The organism is Humibacillus xanthopallidus (assembly GCF_044793955.1).
Taxonomy (GTDB): Bacteria; Actinomycetota; Actinomycetes; order Actinomycetales; family Dermatophilaceae; genus Humibacillus; species Humibacillus xanthopallidus_C.
Genome location: NZ_CP084995.1, coordinates 662,302 through 682,428 on the forward strand (window position 1 = coordinate 662,302; position 20,127 = coordinate 682,428).

Below are 20,127 nucleotides of genomic sequence, written 5' to 3' on the forward strand. Positions count from 1 at the left end.
GGTGGGCACGGGGTGGGCGCGGGGTGGGCGTTGCGGGGGCTGTGGGTGAAGGTCAGTCCAGGTGGGGGACGAGGATCGAGAAGACCTCGCCCTCGGGGCCGCTGAGCACCGCGCCGACCCCGTAGGGACCGTCGAACGGCCCCTGGATGAGGGTGGCGCCGAGCTCGAGCGCCCGGGCGAGGGAGGGCACGACGTTGCCGGTCGCGAAGGAGGCCACCCAGTGCGGCGGGATCTCGCGGGGCCATTCGTCGCCGATCTCGGCCAGCCCGTAGGCCGGGTTGCCGTCGCCGGTGTGCGCGGTGGCCCACCGCGGCCCGCCGGGCTCGGTCTCGTCGGTGAACTCGTGGCCGAAGACGCCGAGCTGGAAGTCCTGGACGCGGTCGTAGTCGCGGGTCAGCAGCTCGTTCCAGGTCACCGAACCCGGCGCGTCGAGCACGCCGCTGCCCGGCAGGTCGCCCGGCTCCCAGACCCCGAAGTAGGCGCCACCCGGGTCGAGGGCGATGAGGGTGCGGGCCAGGGCGCCGATCGCCACGGGCCGTCCGAGCGTGCGACCCCCGTGGGCCTCGATGGCCGCTGCGGCCACCTCGATCTGACCGACGCGCAGGTAGGTCGTCCACTGGCTCGCCACCGGTGCGCCGGCCGGCTTGCGGCTGATGCCCGCCACGGGGTGACCGTCGAGCAGCGCCATCGTGTAGCCCCCGGTCGCGGCGTCACCGGCCAGCCAGCGCCAGCCGAAGAGGTCGGAGTAGAAGCTCTGGGCGCGCTCGACGTCGCTGACGAGCAGGTCGACCCAGCAGGGCGAGCCGTAGGGATAGTCGGGCACGGTGAGGTTGAGGTCAGGCATGGGGTCGGGCGTGGTCCGTCTCGATCTGGTCCCGGATGTGGTCGAGGATGCCGTGGCACGCCGCCTCGACCTCGGTGAAGCAGCGCAGGAAGTGCGACTCGTCGCCGTACCACGGGTCGGCCGTCTCCAGCGTGCCGGCCGCGACGGCCTCCGGGTCGAACTCTCGCACGAGGCGGATCTTCGCCCGGTTGTGGGGGGTGCGGGCGAGGCGCTGCAGGGCCCGCACGTGGCCCTCGTCGGAGGCGAGCACGAGGTCGAGGTCGGCGAACTCGTCGGCGTCGAACTCCCGGGCGCGGTGGGCGGACCCGTCGTAGCCGTGCTCGGCCAGCACGGCCACGGTGCGGGGATCGGCGTGCTCGCCGACGTGCCAGTCACCGGTGCCGCTGGAGGACACGACGACCCGGTCGTCCAGGCCCTCGTCGGCGACCAGGTGCGCGAGGATCACGTGGCCCATCGGCGACCTGCAGATGTTGCCGCTGCACACGAAGGTGACGTGCAGGGGGCGAGGCGACATGGACCCCATTCAACACCTGTCATCGGGAGGTATCGGGCGTTCGGGCGCGTCCTTTGTCGGTGGTCGCTGCAACGGTGTGTCCATGAGGACGAGAGTGACGGCAGAGGCGGGGGAGACGACAGTGACGACGATCGCGGCGCCCGTGACGGTGCCCATGACGGCGCCCATGAAGGTGCCCTCCGGCGCGGCCACGCCGGGCGAGCTCGAGGCGCGCTTCTGCCTTTTCGCCGCCGCGGGTGACCTCGACGGCCTGACGAGGCTGTATGCCGCCGACGCCGTCGTGAGCCTGGCGCGCGGTCGCGAGGCTGCCGGGCACACCGCCATCCGGGCCGCCTTCGCCGAGGCGCTCGATGCGGGGGTGCGGTGGGCCGCGCCCGCCACCACCCGCGTCATCGAGACGGGGCCGCTCGCCATGACGTGCTCGACGGGCGAGGACGGGGTCGTGAGCACCCAGGTGGCTCGCCGCGAGACCGACGGCCGCTGGGTGTGGGTCCGCGACGGGTCGCACCTGCGCCGTGCGTCCGAGCTGGACCTGCCGGGCGCGGCCTGAGCGCGAAGGCGTAGTTTGCGTCGGTGAGCGCCGAACCCCCTGAGACCTCGCAGGCCGGGGCACCACCGCAGCCTCGGCTCCCGGGGCCGCCGCCGGGAGCCCGGTCCTCGCACTTCGTCGACCTCACGCCGCTGCGTGAGAGCCCGGCCTTCGCGCGGCTCTGGTTCGGCAACACGCTCGCGGGCATCGGCACCTTCGTCACCAACACGGCGGTCGGGCTGCACATCTACGACCTGACCCGCTCGACCTTCATGGTCTCGCTCGTCGCGTGGTTCTCGCTCGTGCCGATGATCGTCGCGGGCCTCTACGGCGGGGCCATCGCCGACCGGTTCGACCGGCGCACGGTCGCGCTGATCGCCTCGTTCGTCGCCTGGGCCTCGACGGTCTGTCTCGCCTTGCTCGCCTGGGCTGGCATCGAGGTGATCTGGACCTTCTACGTCATCACCACGGTCAACGCAGTGGCAGCGACGATCGCGTCGGCCACGCGTCAGGCGATCACACCACGCCTCCTGCCGGCCTGGCTGCTGCCCAAGGCGGCCGCGCTCGTCGGCATCTCGGGTGGCCTCATGGTGACGGTGGGTCCCGGCGTCGCGGGCGTGCTCGTGGCGCGGGTCGGCTACGCGTGGACCTACACCGTCGACGTGCTGCTCTTCCTCGCCGGGCTCTTCGGCCTGTGGACCCTGCCCCGCATCAGGCCCGAGGGCGGTCGCGCGCCGGCGGGCGGCTTCCGGTCGGTCCTCGACGGGCTCTCTCACCTGCGGCGAGCCCCCAATGTGCGGATGAGCTTCGTCGTCGACCTCATCGCGATGACCTTCGGCCAGCCCATGGTGCTCTTCCCCGCCGTCGGCGCGATCGTCATCGGCGGTGGCCCGGTCACGGCCGGTCTGCTGCTCGCGTCGTTCGCGGTCGGTGGCATCGTCTCCAGCCTCGTCTCGGGCCGGGTGACGGGTCTGCGCTGGCAGGGCAGGGCGATCCGCAACGCGATCATCGCCTACGGCCTCGCGATCACGGCCTTCGGCGTCGTGCTCGCCTGGGTGACCTTGGGCGGCCACAGCGTCGAGTCGATGGACTTCGCCGACGTCAACCGGCCGGCGCTCGGGCTCGGTGCGATCTGCCTGGCGGTCGCGGGTGGCTCCGACAACATCAGCTCGATCTTCCGCCAGACCATCCTGCAGACCGCGGTGCCCGACCACCTGCGCGGCCGCACCCAGGGCGTCTTCACCGTCGTCGTCACCGGGGGGCCTCGTCTGGGCCAGATGTTTGCCGGCACCCTCGCCACCCTCACCGCGACCTGGGTGCCCGCGCTCGTCGGGGGCGTGCTCGTCGTCGTCCTCGTCTGGCTGGCGGTCGCCCGCGTCCCGTCGTTCCGCGACTACGACGCCCTCAATCCCCAGCCGTGACAAGGCTGCTCGCCCCGCATGCCACGACGGGCTCACGACTGGCGCTGTCGCAGCTGGAGCCGGGAGGATGTCTCGCAAGACCTCGCGCGCCGGTCGTCGGCCACCGGCTCATCACACGGGCATGGTCTCGATCAGGCCGAATGGCCTTCATACTGCTACGGTTCATATCGGTTGCCGTTCCAGTCCCACGCAGGTGGGAGTGTGCACGACTGAGCCGCAGGCGACGTTTTCGTCTGTCGTGCTCGTCGTGGCCATCGGCGGCCAGAGGTCTCCACACGGGAGACCTCGCTAACAAGAAGAGGCAACACCAGTGGCAACAGGCACCGTGAAGTGGTTCAACAGCGAAAAGGGCTTCGGCTTCATCGAGCAGGACGGTGGCGGCGCTGACGTCTTCGTGCACTACTCGGCCATCGAGAGCGGCGGCTACCGCGAGCTCCAGGACGGCCAGAAGGTCGAGTTCGACGTCACGCAGGGCCCGAAGGGCCCCCAGGCGGAGAAGGTCAAGGTCATCTGACCCAGCCAAACATCCCGGGACTCGTCCCGAGCGGATCCCCCGGCCATCGGCCGGGGGATTCTGCGTTTACCAGGCAGTTGCCCGGACGGCCTCAGGCGTCGGGATAGCCGTGCGGGTTGGCGCTCTGCCAGCGCCACTGGTCGACGCACATGTCGTCCATCGACTTCTCGGCGCTCCAGCCCAGCTCGCGGTTGGCGCGGCTCGGGTCGGCGAACGACTCGGGCAGGTCACCGGCTCGCCGGGCGACGACCTCGTAGGGCAGCTCGCGGCCGACCGCCCGCTCGAAGGCGTGCAGCACCTCGAGGACGCTCGTCCCGTGTCCGGTGCCGAGGTTCCACGTCGACACCGGGTCGTCGATCTTGCCCAGTCGGTCGAGCGCGGCGAGGTGCCCAGCCGCGAGGTCCTCGACGTGGATGTAGTCGCGCAGGCAGGTCCCGTCGGGGGTGGGGTAGTCGTCGCCGAAGACGAGCAGCTTGTCGCGCCGGCCGACGGCGACCTGGGCGATGAAGGGCATGAGGTTGTTGGGGATGCCCTGCGGGTCCTCACCGATCGTGCCGCTGACGTGGGCGCCCACGGGGTTGAAGTAGCGCAGGAGGGCGATCCGCAGCGTCGGGTCGGCCGCGGCGACATCGCGCAGGATCTGCTCGATCATCACCTTGGTCCACCCGTAGGGGTTGGTCGCCGCCGTCGGCATGTCCTCGACGAGCGGAGGGGTGTTGTGCCCGTAGACGGTGGCCGAGGAGCTGAAGACGAGCTTCTTGACATGGTGGCGCCGCATGGCCCGCACGAGCGAGAACGTCGAGACGAGGTTGTTCTCGTAGTACTCGAGCGGCATCTCGACGCTCTCGCCGACCGCCTTGAGGCCGGCGAAGTGGATGACCGCGTCGATCTGCTCGTTGGCGAAGAGGTGCTCGGTCTTGTCGTGGTCGCGCAGGTCGAAGGAGTGCACCGGCAGGTGGGTGTCGGTGAGGGCCTCGAGCCGGTTGACGACGCTGGGCTTGCTGTTGCCGAAGTTGTCGACGATGAGCACGTCGTGCCCTGCCGCGACGAGTTGGACCACGGTGTGCGAGCCGATGTAGCCGGCGCCGCCGCTGACGAGTACGCGCATGGTCCTCACCCTAGCGAGGCTCAAGGCCGGCGGACCGAGTGGCTCGAGAGGCGGCTCGAGAGGCGGCTCGGGAGACGGCCGGGCCCGGGCGAGCCGTCTCAGGTCCCCGAGAAGCCGGAGTATGCGAGCGCCAGCAGCGCGAGCGGGGCGGCCACGATGAGGATGGAGACGGCATACATCAGCGCCTCGGCCAAGGGGCCGGGCAGCCCGGCGACGGGCCCGCCCTCGAGCAGTTCGATGCGGGCCTTGGCGTCGGCGGTGCTCTCTCGCATGGCCATCGAGCCCGCGGGCCTCGGGCCGTCGGCCATGCCGACGATGGCCCGGGCGGTCGTCACGACACCGGCTCGGCGCACGGCCGCGCGGTCGGCGAGCACCTCGATCAGCAGGTGCACCTCGTGCAGGGCGGTGGCGGAGCGCACGAAGCGCGGCACCGCCTCGTGCACGACGGTGAAGAACTCCATGACGAGGTCATGCCGGGCGGCGAGGTGGGCGCGCTCGTGCGCCATGACGGCCTCGAGCTCGTCGGGGGAGAGACGGTCGATGGTGCCCTGGGTGAGCACGACCCGGCGCCGCACGCCGGGCAGGCAGTATGCCGTGGGGGTCGTGTGCTCGAGGACGCGCGTGTGCCCGTCCCCCTCCGTCGCGAGCAGGTCGACGAGCTCGCGATGGCGGCGTCGCACGGTGCGCAGGTTGCGCCCCACCCGGTCACCGGAGACGAGCAGCCGCACCGTGACGATGCCGGTGAGCACGGCGGCCACGGCGACGACCGGCCAGTTGTCCTGCAGCCGCGGGGCGCTGCCCACGAGCCACGGCACGGCCGCGGGCGCTGCGAAGAGGGCCGCGAGCACCGCCGCGACCGCCGTCGACTGCCAGAGCACGAGCGCGGCCCGCGGGCCGCGTCGCACGGTGGTCACGCGCGCGAGCAGGCGTGGCATCGGCCACGCGAGCACGATCGCGAGGGCGACGAGGGCGGCGACGAGCACGGGTCAGGCGCGTGAGGAGGCGCGCGTGTCGCCCGATCCCCGGGCCTCGAGCTCGGCGAGCGCGGCTCTCAGCTCGTCGATCTCCTCGGGGGTCGACTCGCCGAGGAAGTGCAGCAGCGCCGTGCGTCGGGTGTCGCCCGCGAGCTCGCCGAGGGTGTGGTGGAGAGTCTCGGAGGTGAGCTCGGCCCGGGAGGAGGAGGCGGTGTAGCGCCAGGCTCGGCCGTCACGCTCGCGCTCGACGAGGCCCTTCTTCGACATCCGGTCGAGCACCGTCATGAGGGTCGTGTAGGCGAGGCCGCGGTCGAGGCCGACGCGGTCGTGCACCTCGCGGACGGTGAGGCCGTCGGGGTGGGTCTCACGGGTCGTCCAGAGCTGCTCCATGACGGCGCGCTCGAGGTCACCGAGGCGGTTGCGGGGGGTGCTGGGCATGTCGTGTCCGATCTACCGACGTGGAGGGTCGGGTTGGTGCTGGCGGCGGTCGTGGTCGGCCGTCGCCGATGGTGCGTCTGCTGACGGGTGGTCGGGGTGTGGTGTCGATCCCGGGTGGAGCGACAGGGTCCTCTGGAAGAGATCTACCCCCTCGTCACGGTGCGTCACCATGACAAGCGTCCGGGGAGGCTCAGACGTGCCCGCGACCCGCGTGAGGTCGGCCACGACCGAGCGCGCCGTCGGGGGGTCGAGGTGCGCGACGGGCTCGTCGAGCAGCACGACGGGACGACCGCTGAGCAGCGCGCGGGCGATGCCGAGCCGGGTGCGCTGGCCGCCCGAGACGCCGCGACCGCCGGAGCCGAGCACGGTGTCGAGGCCGGCGGGCAGCTCGGCCGTGAGCGAGGCGAGACCGGCGTCGGCGAGCGCCGCCTCGATGGCGCGGTCATCGGCCTCGGGTGCTGCGAGCGCGAGGTTGGCGCGCAGCGACGTGGCGAAGACGTGGGTGTCGTCGTCGACGACGGCGATGTGGCCCCGGGCGCGCTCGAGCGGCAGGCTCAGCGCGTCGATGTCGTCGTGGAGGTAGGTGCCGGCAACCGGGTCGAGGTGCCGCGCGAGCACGGCGAGCAGCGTCGACTTGCCGCTGCCGTTGGGTCCGGTGACGGCGACGGTCGATCCGGCGGGCAGGTCGAGGTCGGTCGGGGCGAGGTCGGCCCGGTCGCCCGTCCACGAGGCGGTGACGCCGAGGGTGCGCAGGTGCAGGCCGTCGCGGGCGGCTGAGGTGGGGTCCGCCGCGGATGTGTGCACGGCGGATGCGTCGCCGGGTCCGTTGGTGGCGCTGCCGGCCAACACCGGGTTGCGGACGGCCGGGTCGTTTACGGCCGGTTCGAGCTCGAGCAGGGCGTCGATGCGCCGCTCGCTCTCGGTGGCACGCGCCAGGGCGCGCATGGCGTCGACGAGCGGGGAGATGGCATCGGAGACGGCGACGGGGGTCAGCAGGAGCAGGGCCTTGACCGGTGCCGCGACGTCGAGGCCCTGCGCGATGACTGCCACGACGACGACGGCAGCACCGACGGCGAGGAGGAAGAGGGCGGCGGCCGCCGCCCTGCCGAGGCTGACCCGCCGCGTGACGCGGGCGAGCGTGGCGTGCGCGTCGTCGAGCCAGCCGAGAGCCGTGGGCCACCCCCCGACCGCCCGCAGCTCGTGCGCCTGGGTGGCCATGAGCTCGCTGACCCGCGTGACCTCCGCCCGGGCCTCGAGCAGGTCGCCGAGCGAGCGTGTCTCGAGGCGCGCGGCCAGGGCACAGATCGCGGCGACGAGGAGCGCGAGCCCGGTCAGCACGAGTCCAACGGGGGGAGCGATGACGGTCGTGACGCCGATGGCGATCGCTCCGGCGACGAGCGAGCCGATCACCGGCACGGTGACGCGCACCTGGGCGTCGACGGCGTCGGTGAGGTCGTCGACGATCCCGGTGAGCACGTCGGAGCGGCGCCGGCGCCCCAGTCGCGCGGGGGTGAGCGGGATGAGTCGGGCGTAGGCCGTCGTGCGGCGCTCAGCCAGCAGCCGAAGGGCAGCGTCGTGGCTGACGAGGCGCTCGGCATACCGGAAGACGGGACGAGCCATGCCGAAGGCCCGCACGGCGACGATCGCCGTGAGCAACGTGAGGATGACGGGCATCTCGGCGGCGCGCACGATGAGCCAGCCCGACGTCGCCGTGAGGGCGATGCCGGACGCCGTGGCGAGGCCGCCGAGCAGCCCGCCCTTGGCGGTGCCAGCCGTCGGCCACCAGACCGGCCGTCGGCGCCCACGCGCGCCCCCCGCCGACCCCGCGCTTCGAGGTGATGCCGGCAGGGACGTGCCCTCCGCGATCACCTCGACTCGGGGGTGGGTGCTCATCGGGTCACGTCCTCGAGGTCGGCGGTCGGCACGAGGTGCACGTGCTGGTCGGCGTGCTCCAGCAGCTCACCACGGTGCGTCGCGGCGACGACGACGCGGCGCTCGGCGATCTCGTCGACGAGGCGGGCGAGCTGCTCGGCGCCCGCGGGGTCGACGTGCGCGGTGGGCTCGTCGAGCAGCAGCACCGAGTCGGTCGAGAGCCACGCGCGGGCGAGGGCGAGACGTTGCCGCTGCCCGGCCGACAGGCCGAAGCCGTCGTCGCCGATCACTGTGGACAGGCCCTGGTCCAGGGCCGCCACGACCCCGTCGACCTCGACGGCTCGCAGCGCCTGCCACAGCTCGGCGTCGGAGGCCGGGTGCCCGAGGGTCAGGGCGTCGCGGATCGTCCCGGCCCCGAGGAAGGGTCGTTGCGTGACGTAGTGGCACGGGGGAGCGCTGACCGTACCGGCCGTGGGCAGGCGCAGTCCGGCCACGACGTCCAGCAGGGTCGACTTGCCCACGCCCGACTCCCCGGTGACCACGGTGAGGCCGGGCCCGGCCACGAGGTCGAGGCCGCGGAGCACGGGAGCCGACCCGGCGGCATACGCGAAGTCCACGCCCTCGAGGCGCACCTCGCCCACCCGCCGCGACCCACCACGGGGCGAGGCAGGAGGGGGTGGGGGTGCGGCGGCGGGAGTGAGCTGGGTGAGGATCTCGTCGAGGGCGACGGCCCCGTCGGCCGCGGAGTGGAACTCCGCCCCGACGCGGCGCACGGGCCAGTAGGCCTCGGGTGCGAGCAGGATGGCGACGAGGGCCGGGCCGAGCTCCATCGAGCCGTGCGAGAGGCGCAGGCCGACGGTGACCGCGACGATCGCGACCGAGATCGTCGCGAGCAGCTCGAGCGCGGCCGACGAGAGGAAGGCGATGCGCAGCGTCTCCATCGTCGCGACCCGGTGTCGCTCGCTGACGCCGCGCACGGTCTCGACCTGGCGACCGGCCCTGCCGTAGCCGACGAGGGTCGGCAGCCCGCGCACGACATCGAGGAAGTGCCCCGACAGGGCCGCGAGCGCCGACCAGCGGCGCTCGGTCGAGTCCGCGGTCGCCTTGCCGATGAGGGCGGCGAAGACGGGCAGCAGCGGGAGGGTGAGGATCACGACGACGGCGCTCGGCCAGTCGACGACGAGCAGCGTGCCGATCGCGAGGACCGGCACGACGGCCGCGGTCACGAGCGTCGGGAGGAACTTGGCGGCATACGGCTCAACGGCGCTCGCGCCGCCGGTGGCGAGAGACACCGCACGCGACGGGTCGGGGCGGGAGCCCTCGTCGAGCTCGCCCCAGCGGCGCAGCAGGGCCGAGCGCAGCGCCGTCGAGACCGTCACTCCGGCCCAGGCCGCCACCCACTCGCTGACACCGGCGAGGCCCGCGCGCACGACGAAGAGCGCCGCCAGCCAGACGAGGGCGGTCGTCAGTGATCCGCCGCCCACGACGGCGACGACGACCGCCGAGATCACGAAGGCCGACGCGATCGTGGCGATGCCGGCCACGACGCCGAGGGCCCCGAGGGCCGCGACCGGCCTCCGGGCGGCAGGGACCGCCCGGAGGAGTCGTGGGTCGAAGGGCTTCACAAGGGGGCCTCGTGGTGGGTGGTGACGATGATGACGGTCAGCGGGACGCCGGCTCGAGCGGTGCGTCGTCCGGAATCACGTTGGTGGTCAAGCGCTTCCGGAAGACCCAGTACGTCCAGCCCTGGTAGATCAGGACGATCGGCGTGAAGATCAGCGCGACGATGGTCATGACCTTGAGGGTGTAGTCCGTGCTGGAGGCGTTCTCGATCGTCAGGTTGTAGGCGGGGTTGGTCGTCGACGGCATGACGTTGGGGAAGAGCACGATGAAGTACGTCGCGACCGCCATCGCGATCGTGACCGCCGTGCCGATGAAGGCCCAGCCCTCGCGCCCGGCCCGGTTGGCGCCGATGGCGCCCAGCAGCGCGACCGCGGCGACGACGGTCGTGGCCCACGACGCGAGCTTGCCGTCGGTGAGGCCGATCCAGCCGAGCAGCACGACCGCGAGCACGGCCGCGACGAGGCCCACCCGCTGCGCGATGAGGCGCGCCTCGTAGCGCACCTTGCCGTCGGTCTTGAGCGCGATGAAGATCGCGCCGTGCGTGAGGAAGAGCGCGACGAAGACGACTCCGCCGAGCAGGCTCAGCGGGTTGAGCAGGGTGAACACGTTGCCCGTGAACTCCTTGTTCTCGTCGATCGGCACACCGCGCACGATGTTGGTCAGCGCGACGCCCCAGAGCAGGGCCGGCACGAGCGAGCCCCAGAAGATCGCCTGGTCCCACTGCGCCTTCCAGCGCGCCTCGGGCCGCTTGTGGCGGTACTCGAAGCCGAGGTTGCGCACGATGAGCGCGACGAGGATGAGCAGGAGCGGCAGGTAGAAACCGCTGAACAGCGTGGCGTACCAGTGCGGGAAGGCGGCGAAGGTCGCACCACCCGCGGTGAGCACCCACACCTCGTTGCCGTCCCAGACGGGGCCGATGGTGTTGATGAGCAGGCGCCGGCGCTTCTCCGCGTCGACGGCATCAGCGGCGTAGCGCTTGCCACCGAGCACCGGCAGGAGCATGCCGACACCGAAGTCGAAGCCCTCGAGCACGAAGTAGCCCGTCCAGAGGACGCCCAGCACGATGAACCAGAAGGTCGCGAGATCCATGGTCGTCGTCCTCTCAGTAGGCGAAGACGAGGGGAGCATCCTCGTCGCGGTCGGCGGGGTCCTGCGGCTCCTCGAAGGGCTCGGCACCCTTGCGGACGTAGTGCAGGAAGAGCTTGATCTCGACGACGGCGAGAGCGCCGTAGAGCAGGGTGAAGACGGTCATCGACGTGATGACCTCACCCATCGACACGCTCGGCGAGACACCGTTGGCGGTGGTCATCAGCCCGAAGACGAGCCACGGCTGGCGGCCCACCTCGGTGAAGATCCACCCGAAGGAGTTGGCGAAGACGGGCAGGAGCGGAGCGGCCACCGCGGCATACAGCAGCCACTTGCCCGTGGGGGTGCGGCCCTTGCGTGTCGTCCAGAGCACCGCGAGGGCGATGGCCGACGCGGCGACCCCGAGCCCGATCATGAGCCGGAAGCTCCAGTAGGTCGTCGGGATGTTGGGCACGTAGGCGGTGGCGAGGTCGGCGACCCGGGGGTTGCCGCTCGCGCCGAACCTCTCGGCGTACTCCGCCTTGAGCTCGTTGATTCCCTGGACCGGACCGTCGAAGGACCCGGTGGCGAGGAAGCTCAGCAGGCCGGGGATCTCGATGATCGGGGTGGCGTTCTCGCCGTCGAGCGAGCCGATCGTCAGCACGGAGAAGGGTGCTCCGACGCCCTCGGGCACCGACTCGTAGAGGCCCTCGGCGGCAGCCATCTTCATCGGCTGCACCTCGGTCATGATCTTGCCCTGCACGTCGCCGGTCGCGATGACGCCCACCGCGGCGACGAGGCTGATGACCGCACCGAGGCGAGCGGCCTTGCGATACATGGGCGCGTCGCCCTTGGCGACGTCGTCGGGAGTCGCGGCGGCCTTGGCCGCGCGGCGCATGAGATACATCGCGACGCCCATGATGACGGCGGCGCCGGTCATGTAGGCGGCGAAGATCACGTGCGGGAAGGTGATGAGCTGCACCTTGTTGGTGAGCACTGCGAAGAAGTCGGTCAGCTCGGCGCGGCCTGCCTCCGCGTTGTAGGTGTAGCCCACCGGGTGCTGCATGAAGGAGTTGGCCGACAGGATGAAGTAGGCCGACAGCACGGTGCCGATGTGCACGATCCACATCGTCGAGGCGTGCAGCTTCTCGGGGAGCCGGCCCCATCCGAAGATCCACAGGCCGAGGAAGGTCGACTCGAGGAAGAAGGCGAGCAGCGCCTCGACGGCGAGCGGCGCCCCGAAGATGTCACCGACGAAGCGCGAGTAGTCGCTCCAGTTCATGCCGAACTGGAACTCCTGCACGATGCCCGTGACGAGCCCCAGCGCGAAGTTGATGAGGAAGAGCTTGCCGAAGAACTTGGCCAGCCGGAGCCACTCCGGCTTGCGCGTGCGCACCCACGCGGTGTGGAAGACCGCGACGATCAGCGACATGCCGATCGTGATCGGCACGAAGAGGTAGTGGTAGACGGTCGTGATGGCGAACTGCCATCTCGCGAGGTCCGTGGCGTCCAAGGTGGGCTCCGTGAGGGCGGCGCTGAAACTACATGACGTAGTAGATGCTAGCGGCAACTTCTCGCGGGAGCTCTCCGCCTGTCGAGAGTTGTGTCACGCTCCCCAACGGGCCTAGTGTCCGGTCACGCAGCCACGAGCAGAGGAGCACGATGGGTGACGTCACGGCAGAGATCGCCGTCGACCCGGACAGTTCCGTGCCGCCCTTCGAGCAGGTGCGCACCCAGATCGCAGACCTCATCGCCGCCGGCCGTCTGCTGCCGGGCGACCGGCTGCCCACCGTGCGAGCCCTGGCCGCCGACGTCGGCCTCGCGAGCAACACCGTTGCCCGCGCCTACAAGGCGCTCGAGGCCGGTGGGCTCGTCGAGGCGCACAGCCGAGCCGGCACACGGGTGGCCAACGGGCAGCACACCGCCGAGGTCGCCCTGGCGACGCTCGCGACCTCGTTCGCGACGGCGGCGCACGGCGCGGGCCTCAGCGAGGCTCGGGCCCTCGACCTCGTGCGGGCCGCTCTGCGAGCTCAGTCGAGCCGATCCGACTGAGCCCCAGCGCAGTCCGTCGCCGAGGGGGTATGCCGTCCGGCCGCTCAGGCGTGTCGGGCGGGCTGCTGGGCCGGTGCCGTCGGGGGCGTGATGCGACCCTCGGGAACGGGGCGGTGGAGCGGGTGGAGCAGCCTGGTCAGCCACGCGGATCGGGAGGCGCGGGTTGGGCGAGCCGATCGAGCGGATCGGGCCGGGCGGGGCTGTCGCGCAACGGTGTTGGGCCAGGCGCCGACCATGCGCGCGCCGTGCGGGGGAATCCTGCTCATGTCCGTCTCCTTGTCGTGCCACGAGCGGGTGGGCCGCGCTCGTGCTCACTCGTCAGAGCAGGTGTCGCGCTCGCTGATACCCCGGGAGGACGGTGGGGGGCGGCAGGGGACGGCGGGGGACGCGGCGAGCGAGCCGGACGGCATACCTCTTGGGCTGTTTTGCCCGATCTCGTGCCGCGACGCTCCGGCGGGAGTAGCGTCGCTGGGATCAGGTCACGCACTTCTCGGGGGAGGCTTCGATGTCGAAGCACGTGTTCGGAGCCAGCCGCCACGACGTCGCGCGACGTGTCGTGCGAGCGATGGCGGTGGCGCTGGCTGCGACCGTCGTGGCGGCGACCGCCCTCAGCCAGGCCTCGGCCGCCGACGACCCGTTCACGCCGGTCAACCCGCAGAGCCCGGACTCGCAGGTCAACGTCGCGGGGTCGCCCTTCACGGGCACGACGACGACGGGTGAGGTGAGCGGCTACGTCGATGCGCACACGCACCTCATGTCGGACGTCGGCTTCGGCGGCAACATCGTGTGCGGGGCGACCTTCAGCCCCAACGGAATCGCCGATGCGCTCCGAGACTGCGACTACCACTACCCCACGGGGCAGGCAGCCCTGCTCGAGAACCTCACCAACAAGGAAGGTGGCGGTGCCTTTGACGCGCACGACCCCGTCGGCTGGCCGACCTTCACCGACTGGCCGAAGTGGAGCTCGCTGACCCACCAGCAGATGTACTACAAGTGGATCGAGCGGGCCTGGCGTGGCGGGCTGCGCGTCATGGTCGCCGACGCCGTCAACAACAACGTGCTCTGCAGCCTGCCGACCCAGACCAACAAGAGCTCGTGCGACGACATGGACACGGTGCGCCGCCAGATCGCCGAGACGAAGCGGCTCGAGGCGTTCATCGACGCGCAGTACGGCGGGCCCGGCCGTGGCTGGTTCCGCATCGCCTACTCGTCCGACCAGGCCCGGGCGGCCGTGCAGCAGGGCAAGCTCGCCGTCGTGCTCGGGGTCGAGGTGAGCAACCCGTTCGGCTGCAAGCTGACCTTCGGCATCCCCGGGTGCACCGCGGCCGAGATCGACGCCGGGCTCACCGAGCTCCACGCCCTCGGGGTGCGCTCGATGTTCCTCTGCCACAAGTTCGACAACGCCCTTTGCGGGGTGCGCTTCGACGAGGGCACCCAGGGCGCCATCGTCAACCTCGGCAACGTCCTCAACACCGGCCAGTGGTGGCAGGTCGAGGCCTGCCGCACCGCGCTGCAGGACCACACGGTGGCGCCGGTGGCGCTGCCGGCCGAGGTCTCGTGGCTCCTGCCGGCGGGCCTTCCGCTGCCGGTCTATCCGCCGGGGCCGCACTGCAACCCGCGGGGTCTCTCGACCCTCGGTGAGTATGCGCTCACCGGCATGATGCGCCGCGGCATGGTCGTCGAGATCGACCACATGAGCGCCAAGGCGGCCGCCCGCACGCTCGACATCCTCGAGACGGCGAACTACCCCGGCGTCGTGTCGACCCACTCGTGGATGGACACCCAGCTGACCGAGCGCCTCTACCGGCTGGGCGGATTCGTCACGCAGTACGGCAACGACGCCGACGACTTCGTCGACACGATGCACACCGACGAGGCTCTGCGCACCCGCTACGGCGTGGGCTACGGCTTCGGCATGGACATGAACGGCTTCGGCGGCACCCCGGCGCCACGGGCCGGCTCGTCGGTCGACTACCCGTTCGCGACGCTCGGCGGCAGCACGGCCGACCGGCAGGTCACGGGGCAGCGCACCTGGGACTACGACGTCGACGGCGTGCCGCACTACGGCCTCATCCCCGACTGGGTCGAGGACATGCGCGAGATCGGCGGGCAGCAGGTCGTCGACGAGCTCGCCCGCGGGGCCGAGTCCTACCTGCGCACCTCACGTGCAGCCCAGACGTGGACCCCGCCGCCCAACCTCGTCACGGGCCGACCGGCCACGGCCAGCAGCCACCAGTGGGACCTCTTCACCGACTTCCGGGCGTCGCGCGCCACGGACGGTCGAGGAGACACCCGCTGGGCCAGCGCCTGGAGCGACAACCAGTGGTGGCGGGTCGACCTCGGCTCGGTGCGCCAGGTCGGTCGGGTGGCCGTGTCGTGGGAGGCCGCGCACGCCAAGGCCTATCGCATCGAGGTCTCGACCGACGGCTCGACCTGGCGCACGGTCTCGTCGGTCGCCGACGGTGACGGCGGGCTCGACGTGGCGGTCTTCGCGCCGACCAGCGCGCGCTACCTCCGGGTGGTCGGTGTGAAGCGCGCGACGTCCTACGGCTACTCGATCTGGGAGGTCGGCGCCCAGGCTACCTGACCACCGGCCCCCGGCGCGCGGCCCGCGGCGCACGGCCCACACCGGGCTCACACCCCCACCCCGCAACACACCGAGCAATCGTCAACTCCGCGTGGCACGCCACGAGGACCTGACGATTGCTCGGTGTGTTGCGCAGAAGGGGGCGGCCGTCGCTGGCGCGCTCAGGCCTTGGGGCGCTCGTCGACGATGCGACGGGCCTTGCCGATCGACCGCTCGATCGAGCCGGGCTCGCGCACCTGCACCCGACACGTCGTGCCGATGTGCGTCTTGATCGCGTGCTCGAGGGTGCGTGCGATGTCGTCGCCCGCGCCGGCCTCCAGACGGGTCAAGGGCTCGACGAGCACGGTGAGCTCGACCATCCGGCCCGGTTGCGTGAGAACGCACTGGAAGTAGGGCGACAACCGCGGCTCGGCGAGCACGTGCTCCTCGATCTGGGTCGGGAAGACGTTGACCCCCCGGATGATCATCATGTCGTCGGTGCGGCCGGTGATCTTCTCCATCCGCCGCATCGAGGGCACCGCGGTGCCCGGCAGGAGGCGGGTGAGGTCCCGGGTGCGATAGCGGATCACCGGCATCGCCTCCTTGGTCAGTGACGTGAAGACGAGCTCGCCGATCTCGCCGTCGGGCAGCACCTCCTCCGTGACCGGGTCGATGACCTCCGGATAGAAGTGGTCCTCCCAGATGTGCAGGCCGTCCTTGGTGGTCGCGGCCTCCTGGGCGACGCCTGGTCCCATCACCTCCGACAGCCCGTAGATGTCGACGGCGTCCATGCCGGTGCGCCTCTCGATCTCGGCCCGCATCGACTCGGTCCACGGCTCGGCGCCGAAGATGCCGACCTCGAGACTCGTCTCAGCCGGGTCGATGCCCTCGCGCTCCATCTCGTCGAGCAGGCTGAGGAAGTAGCTCGGCGTCACCATGATGACCCGCGGGCGGAAGTCGCGGATCAGCTGCACCTGCCGTTCGGTCATGCCGCCGCTGACGGGCACGACGGTGGCTCCGAGCCGCTCCACGCCGTAGTGCGCGCCGAGGCCGCCGGTGAAGAGGCCGTAGCCGTAGGCCACGTGCACGATGTCGCCCGGGTGCCCGCCGGCGAGGCGGATCGAGCGGGCCATGAGGTCGGCCCACGTGTCGATGTCGCGCTTCGTGTAGCCGACGACGGTCGGCCGTCCCGTCGTGCCCGAGCTCGCGTGCACGCGCACGACCTGCTCGCGCGGGACGGCGAACATCCCGAAGGGGTAGTTGGCGCGCAGGTCCGCCTTGGACGTGAACGGCATACGGGCGACGTCGTCGAGCGACCGCAGGTCGTCAGGGTGGAAGCCCTTGGCATCGAAGGCTTCCCGATAGTGCGGCACCTGGGCGTATGCCGCCCGCACCGTCGCGTGCAGCCGCTCGAGCTGGGTGCCCCGCAGCTCCTCGACCGACATGGTCGGGATCTCGTGGTCGGGCAGTCGGGCAGTGCTGGCTGACTCCGTCGTCATGCCGCCCATTGTGCCGACACCCCTCGAGAACGCACGGCATGCCGCGCGACCGACCCTGAGCCGTCACCCCCCACACAGTCGAGTGGGCACTTCTCACCCTCCACCCAGTCGAGTGGGCACTTCTCACCCTCCACACGGTCGAGTGGGCACTTCTCACCCTCCACACGGTCGAGTGGGCACTTCTCACCCTCCACACGGTCGAGTGGGCACTTCTCACCCTCCACACGGTCGAGTGGGCACTTCTCACCCTCCACACGGTCGAGTGGGCACTTCTCACCCTCCACACGGTCGAGTGGGCACTTCTCACCCGAGGGGTGAGAAGTGCCCACTCGACGGAGCAGGGAGGTCAGACCGACTCCGGCGCCACCTGCTGGTCACCGGTGCCCGGGCCGTCCTCGCGGTCCTCGGTGCGCATCCGCTTGAGGAAGGCCCGCGTGCGGTCGTGCTGCGGGTTGCCGAGCACGTCGGCGGGCCTGCCCTGCTCGACGACGACCCCGCCATCCATGAAGACGACGTGGTCGGCGACGTCGCGGGCGAAGCTAATCTCGTGGGTGACGACGATCATCGTCATGCCCTGGTCGGCGAGCTCGCGCATGACCCGCAGCACGTCACCGACGAGCTCGGGGTCGAGCGCCGAGGTCGGCTCGTCGAAGAGCATGAGCTTGGGGTCCATGGCGAGCGCTCGGGCGATGGCGACGCGCTGCTGCTGCCCGCCGGAGAGCTGGCCGGGGTACGCGGCCGGCTTGTCGCCGAGGCCGACCTGCTCGAGCAGGGCGATGCCGCGTTCACGGGCCTCCTTCTTGCCGACCCCCTTGACCTGAATCGGCGCCTCGCAGACGTTCTCGAGCGCCGTCATGTGCGGGAAGAGGTTGAAGCGCTGGAACACCATGCCGATCTCGCGCCGCTGAGCGGCGACCTGCTTGTCGGTGAGGTGGTGCAGCTGACCGCCCTCGTCGCGGAAGCCCACGAGGTCCCCGTCGACCCAGATGCGGCCGCCGTCGATGGTCTCGAGCTGGTTGATGCACCGCAGGAAGGTCGTCTTGCCTGACCCCGAGGGTCCGAGGAGGCACACGACCTGGCCGCGCTGCACGTCGAGGTCGATGCCCTTGAGCACCTCGTTGCCGTGGAAGCTCTTCATCACGTTGAGCGCCCGGACGAGGGGCAGGCCCTCTCCCGTCCCAGCGCTCGCGACCGAGCCGTCGCTGATCGTCGTCATCAGGCTCCTCCTGCCCCGGCCGGACGGGCAAACCGCTTGTTGGGGCTCTGCGTGCCGAAGCCGCGGCCGAAGCGCTTCTCGAGGAAGTACTGGCCGACCATCATGACCGAGCCGATGATGAGGTACCAGGCGGTCGCCGCCACGAAGGCCGGCATGATGAGCAGCGTGCGGTTGCCGATCGCGCTCGTCTGGTAGAAGAGCTCGGTGATGATCGGGATCGCCGACAGCAGCGAGGTGTCCTTGACCATGGCGATCGCCTCGTTGCCCGTGGGCGGCACGATGACGCGCATCGCCTGGGGCAGCACCACGCGGCGCGTGGACTGGCTGCGACTCATGCCGAGGGCGGCTGCCGCCTCGGCCTGCCCCTTGTCGACCGAGAGGATACCGGCCCGGGCGATCTCGGCCATGTAGGCCGCCTCGGACAGGCCGAGGCCGACGATGCCGGCGAGCAGCGTGCTCGAGAACTGGTTGACGTTGAGCGTGAAGAACGTGAAGTCCTGCGACAGCCCGAGGAACGACGCGAACTGCTGCCCGAAGGGCAGCCCGAAGTCGAGCCTGTTGTAGAGGAAGCCGACGCCGCTGCCGATCATCGCCAGCAGCACGAGTCGGGGGATGCCGCGGAAGAACCACGTGTAGACGAACGAGACGCCGCGCAGCACCGGGTTGGTCGAGAGGCGCAGGATGGCGATGAGCACTCCGCCGATGACGCCGATGATCATGGCGCCGATCGTGCCGACGATGGTGCCCTTGACGAGCCCCTCGAGCACCGGCGTCTGGACCATGATCTCGAGGGCCTTGGCGAAGTCCCAGCGGGGGTTGGTGACGAAGGAGCTGATCATCATCGCGATGAGGATCAGGATGACGACGAGCGCCACCCACCGACCGGGGTGCGGGACCGGCCGGGCGTCGATGAGGCCCGGCCGGTCGTCGGTGCTCGGGATCGTCACGGGTTGACGGCGAAGTCGTCGATCGCTCCGGCCTCGACGGCGTACTTCTTGAGGGCGGCCTCGTAGCTGCCGTCGGCCTTGGCCGCCTTGAGGGCCTCGACGAGGAGGTTGGCGAGGTCCGTCTGGTCCTGGGGCACGACGTAGCCGTAGGGGGCCGAGTCGTAGATGTCGCCGAGCGCCTCGAGCTGACCCGTCTGCTTCACGGCATACAGCCCGACGGGGGAGTCGGCGAGCATGGCGACCGTCTTGCCGCTGACGAGGTCGGCCGTGACCTGGTCCTGGCCGTCCTGCACGATCGGGTTGATGGCCGGCTTGCCGGCGTCGGTGCACGTCTTGCTGCGGGCGGCGAGGTCATCGACCTGCACCGTGCCCTTCTGGACGCCGACGGCCTTGCCGCACGCGTCGTCGATGTTGACCTTCTCGGGGTTGCCCTTGGCGACGATCCACTGGGTGCCGGCGCTGTAGTAGCTCACCATGTTGACCTGCTTCTTGCGGTCCTCGTTGATGGTGAAGCTCGAGACGCCGATGTCGTACTTGCCGCCCGTGACGCCGAGGATGATCGTGTCGAAGCCCGCGGGGACGTACTCCGTCTTGAGGCCCAGCTTGGCGGCGACGGCGTTGAAGACGTCGACGTCGAAGCCCTCGACGGTCTTGCCGTCGGCGGCGAGCATCTCGTTGGGGGCGTAGGTCGGGTCGGTGCCGACGACGAACTTGCCAGCCTCCTTGAGCTTGGCAGGGACCTTGGCCGCGAGGGCCGCGTCGACGCCGCCGCCCGCAGCGGCGGTGCCGGCAGCCGTGCTGCCCGCGCCGGGCGAGGTGTTCATCGAGTCCGACCCGCAGGCGGAGAGCGTGAGGCCGACGGCGACGACACCGGTGGCGGCAATGAGGGACATGCGACGCATGTGGGGTCCTTCCGGGGAAAACAGGTCGTTCGGGTGGCGATCG

18 protein-coding genes are annotated in these 20,127 nt (G+C 70.9%); 5 read left to right on the plus strand and 13 right to left on the minus strand.

The window, feature by feature from the left end:
• Positions 1–52: 52 nt before the first annotated feature.
• Positions 53–844, minus strand: a complete 792-nt coding sequence (locus LG278_RS03060; RefSeq protein WP_404390817.1) for a VOC family protein — start codon at positions 842–844, stop codon at positions 53–55.
• Complete coding sequence (locus LG278_RS03065) at positions 837–1,358, minus strand: low molecular weight protein-tyrosine-phosphatase (protein WP_404390819.1); 522 nt, start codon at positions 1,356–1,358, stop codon at positions 837–839. The genes LG278_RS03060 and LG278_RS03065 overlap by 8 nt, the downstream gene beginning before the upstream one ends.
• A gap of 82 nt (positions 1,359–1,440) precedes the next feature.
• Here LG278_RS03065 and LG278_RS03070 point away from each other — a divergent pair, with 82 nt between their 5' ends.
• The 3 genes from LG278_RS03070 to LG278_RS03080 all read left to right on the plus strand — a co-directional run bounded on the left by LG278_RS03070 (position 1,441) and on the right by LG278_RS03080 (position 3,822).
• Positions 1,441–1,908, plus strand: coding sequence for a YybH family protein (locus LG278_RS03070; RefSeq protein WP_404390821.1), 468 nt, complete (start codon positions 1,441–1,443; stop codon positions 1,906–1,908).
• A gap of 23 nt (positions 1,909–1,931) precedes the next feature.
• Positions 1,932–3,308, plus strand: coding sequence for an MFS transporter (locus LG278_RS03075; protein WP_404390823.1), 1,377 nt, complete (start codon positions 1,932–1,934; stop codon positions 3,306–3,308).
• A gap of 310 nt (positions 3,309–3,618) precedes the next feature.
• Positions 3,619–3,822 carry a cold-shock protein gene (locus LG278_RS03080; protein WP_404390825.1) on the plus strand — a complete coding sequence of 68 codons (204 nt, stop codon included), beginning with the start codon at positions 3,619–3,621 and terminating at the stop codon, positions 3,820–3,822.
• Between the two features lie 91 nt (positions 3,823–3,913).
• Here LG278_RS03080 and galE read toward each other — a convergent pair whose 3' ends face one another.
• From galE to LG278_RS03115, 7 genes are all read right to left on the minus strand, one after another.
• Positions 3,914–4,930 (minus strand): UDP-glucose 4-epimerase GalE, encoded by a 1,017-nt coding sequence (gene galE, locus LG278_RS03085; protein WP_404390827.1) that lies wholly within the window; start codon positions 4,928–4,930, stop codon positions 3,914–3,916.
• Positions 4,931–5,028: 98 nt separating this feature from the next.
• Entirely contained in the window at positions 5,029–5,913 is an 885-nt protein-coding gene (locus LG278_RS03090; RefSeq protein ID WP_404390829.1) for a M56 family metallopeptidase, read from the minus strand.
• Positions 5,914–5,916: 3 nt separating this feature from the next.
• On the minus strand, positions 5,917–6,342 hold the full coding sequence (locus LG278_RS03095) for a BlaI/MecI/CopY family transcriptional regulator (RefSeq protein ID WP_404390831.1): 426 nt from the start codon (positions 6,340–6,342) through the stop codon (positions 5,917–5,919).
• A gap of 12 nt (positions 6,343–6,354) precedes the next feature.
• Positions 6,355–8,235 (minus strand): thiol reductant ABC exporter subunit CydC, encoded by a 1,881-nt coding sequence (gene cydC, locus LG278_RS03100; RefSeq protein WP_404390833.1) that lies wholly within the window; start codon positions 8,233–8,235, stop codon positions 6,355–6,357.
• The gene (gene cydD, locus LG278_RS03105) at positions 8,232–9,839 is read right to left on the minus strand and encodes a thiol reductant ABC exporter subunit CydD (RefSeq protein ID WP_404390835.1); all 1,608 of its coding nucleotides are present in this window, start codon (positions 9,837–9,839) and stop codon (positions 8,232–8,234) included. Before cydD ends, cydC begins: the two co-directional genes overlap by 4 nt.
• Before the next feature lie 37 nt (positions 9,840–9,876).
• Positions 9,877–10,926: a cytochrome d ubiquinol oxidase subunit II gene (cydB, locus tag LG278_RS03110; RefSeq protein WP_404390837.1), complete on the minus strand. Its 1,050-nt coding sequence runs from the start codon at positions 10,924–10,926 to the stop codon at positions 9,877–9,879.
• Between the two features lie 13 nt (positions 10,927–10,939).
• On the minus strand, positions 10,940–12,415 hold the full coding sequence (locus tag LG278_RS03115) for a cytochrome ubiquinol oxidase subunit I (RefSeq protein ID WP_404390839.1): 1,476 nt from the start codon (positions 12,413–12,415) through the stop codon (positions 10,940–10,942).
• 149 nt (positions 12,416–12,564) lie between these two features.
• Here LG278_RS03115 and LG278_RS03120 point away from each other — a divergent pair, with 149 nt between their 5' ends.
• Positions 12,565–12,954, plus strand: coding sequence for a GntR family transcriptional regulator (locus LG278_RS03120; RefSeq protein WP_404390841.1), 390 nt, complete (start codon positions 12,565–12,567; stop codon positions 12,952–12,954).
• A gap of 505 nt (positions 12,955–13,459) precedes the next feature.
• Entirely contained in the window at positions 13,460–15,541 is a 2,082-nt protein-coding gene (locus LG278_RS03125; RefSeq protein ID WP_404390843.1) for a discoidin domain-containing protein, read from the plus strand.
• A gap of 161 nt (positions 15,542–15,702) precedes the next feature.
• On the opposite strand, the gene paaK is transcribed toward LG278_RS03125, so the two are convergent.
• The 4 genes from paaK to LG278_RS03145 all read right to left on the minus strand — a co-directional run bounded on the left by paaK (position 15,703) and on the right by LG278_RS03145 (position 20,084).
• A complete protein-coding gene (gene paaK / locus LG278_RS03130; RefSeq protein WP_404390845.1) occupies positions 15,703–17,019 on the minus strand; it encodes a phenylacetate--CoA ligase PaaK in 1,317 nt (438 codons plus the stop codon).
• 346 nt (positions 17,020–17,365) lie between these two features.
• Positions 17,366–18,235 (minus strand): amino acid ABC transporter ATP-binding protein, encoded by an 870-nt coding sequence (locus tag LG278_RS03135; RefSeq protein WP_404390847.1) that lies wholly within the window; start codon positions 18,233–18,235, stop codon positions 17,366–17,368.
• Entirely contained in the window at positions 18,235–19,182 is a 948-nt protein-coding gene (locus LG278_RS03140; protein WP_404390849.1) for an amino acid ABC transporter permease, read from the minus strand. Before LG278_RS03140 ends, LG278_RS03135 begins: the two co-directional genes overlap by 1 nt.
• Positions 19,179–20,084, minus strand: coding sequence for an ABC transporter substrate-binding protein (locus LG278_RS03145; RefSeq protein WP_404390851.1), 906 nt, complete (start codon positions 20,082–20,084; stop codon positions 19,179–19,181). Before LG278_RS03145 ends, LG278_RS03140 begins: the two co-directional genes overlap by 4 nt.
• Positions 20,085–20,127 lie beyond the last annotated feature (43 nt).

Coding starts and splice junctions, on each gene's coding strand:
- LG278_RS03145 (WP_404390851.1), bottom strand. CDS start 20,084: ATGCGTCGCATGTCCCTCATTGCCGCCACCGGTGTCGTCGCCGTCGGC.
- galE (WP_404390827.1), bottom strand. CDS start 4,930: ATGCGCGTACTCGTCAGCGGCGGCGCCGGCTACATCGGCTCGCACACC.
- LG278_RS03065 (WP_404390819.1), bottom strand. CDS start 1,358: ATGTCGCCTCGCCCCCTGCACGTCACCTTCGTGTGCAGCGGCAACATC.
- paaK (WP_404390845.1), bottom strand. CDS start 17,019: ATGACGACGGAGTCAGCCAGCACTGCCCGACTGCCCGACCACGAGATC.
- LG278_RS03120 (WP_404390841.1), top strand. CDS start 12,565: ATGGGTGACGTCACGGCAGAGATCGCCGTCGACCCGGACAGTTCCGTG.
- LG278_RS03135 (WP_404390847.1), bottom strand. CDS start 18,235: ATGACGACGATCAGCGACGGCTCGGTCGCGAGCGCTGGGACGGGAGAG.
- cydB (WP_404390837.1), bottom strand. CDS start 10,926: ATGGATCTCGCGACCTTCTGGTTCATCGTGCTGGGCGTCCTCTGGACG.
- LG278_RS03095 (WP_404390831.1), bottom strand. CDS start 6,342: ATGCCCAGCACCCCCCGCAACCGCCTCGGTGACCTCGAGCGCGCCGTC.
- cydC (WP_404390833.1), bottom strand. CDS start 8,235: ATGAGCACCCACCCCCGAGTCGAGGTGATCGCGGAGGGCACGTCCCTG.
- LG278_RS03125 (WP_404390843.1), top strand. CDS start 13,460: ATGTCGAAGCACGTGTTCGGAGCCAGCCGCCACGACGTCGCGCGACGT.
- LG278_RS03060 (WP_404390817.1), bottom strand. CDS start 844: ATGCCTGACCTCAACCTCACCGTGCCCGACTATCCCTACGGCTCGCCC.
- LG278_RS03070 (WP_404390821.1), top strand. CDS start 1,441: ATGAGGACGAGAGTGACGGCAGAGGCGGGGGAGACGACAGTGACGACG.